The sequence below is a fragment of the Streptomyces sp. NPDC048496 genome, from assembly GCF_043200055.1.
Taxonomy (GTDB): Bacteria; Actinomycetota; Actinomycetes; order Streptomycetales; family Streptomycetaceae; genus Streptomyces.
The window spans coordinates 1-1,198 of sequence record NZ_JBICXB010000149.1 but is presented as its reverse complement, the minus strand read 5'-3'; the positions used below and the strand labels follow the sequence as shown (position 1 = coordinate 1,198).

The 1,198-nt window shown below is 61.8% G+C and carries 1 protein-coding gene; it reads left to right on the top strand.

The window, feature by feature from the left end; all coding sequences use genetic code 11:
• Positions 1 to 595 precede the first annotated feature (595 nt).
• Positions 596 to 1,198: reverse transcriptase domain-containing protein (locus ACGFSA_RS35250; protein ID WP_393310283.1), on the top strand; the 603-nt coding region annotated here is incomplete at its 3' end.

Below are 1,198 nucleotides of genomic sequence, written 5' to 3'. Positions count from 1 at the left end.
ATTTTGTTCCAGTGTGTCCTGAATGCAGAGGGGAATTCGATGTAGGACGAATTGCTTGAAGCAGTGCTGCGTGACCGATGAAGGATTGGCCCTTCGAAGTCGCCCTGCGGGGGGAGGCTTCAAACCGCCTCATGCCGCGTTAGCCGAAGACTGTCGTGGTGAGCGATGAGGAAAAGGCGCCCAAGAGGCGTCAGGTGGGGATCAGGGAGACGAACGCAAGTGAATCGTTGCTGACGTGTCGAAAAGATTCCGACGACATCAAAACCGGGGAGCTTGGAACCGTCCCGGGATAAGCCTGGCGGGAGCCCGTCGACTGGCCAGGCGGTGTCCGGCATGGAGACGACGTGAACCTGATCTGCTGCGGTCATGTGGAACAGGAGAAGGCGCGTACCGATACAGCCCGTCCTGGTAGGGGCGGGCGAGAGGGAGCACCCCGAGCGGTTGTGCCGTGAAGGGGCCGAGTACCGATGCGGGACGCGCCGGCGGACCGGTTCGTAGTAGTGGAGAAGCCCCTGTAACGGGGGTGGAGCGAAGGGGCCGGGTCGTCCGTGACTGAGTTGATCGCATCAACCGGACGGTGTCCGGGAGGAGTTCGGTGAGCCAGTTGAAGTCACAGGCCAAGCCGTTTGATATTTCTAAGTGGGAAGTCAAGGAAGCATGGGAGGAAGTCAGGGCTAACAAGGGGGCACCGGGAGTGGACGGGCAGAGCATCGCCGACTTCGAGAAAGACCTGAAGAACAACCTCTACAAGGTCTGGAACCGGATGTCGTCGGGCTCCTACTTTCCTCCACCGGTGCGTGCGGTGACCATTCCCAAGCCACATGGAGGCGGCGAGAGAATCCTCGGGATTCCTGCCGTCGCTGATCGTGTGGCTCAGACCGTCGTAGCCCGGCATCTGGTGCGGAGGGTGGATCCTATTTTCCATCCGGACAGCTTCGGATACCGGCCCGGACGGTCCGCCTTGGACGCCGTGGAGAAGTGTCGGGAACGCAGCTGGAAACGGGACTGGGTAGTCGAGTTCGACATCTCCCGGTTCTTCGACAGTGTGCCCTGGGACCTCCTGGTCAAGGCGGTGGAAGCGCACACCGACGCCGTTTGGGTGAAGCTGTATGTGCGGAGGTGGCTCGCTGCCCCGCTCAAGATGCCCGACGGCACCCTGCTGGAACGGGAGTGCGGGACGCCACAAGGAGCCCCGGTC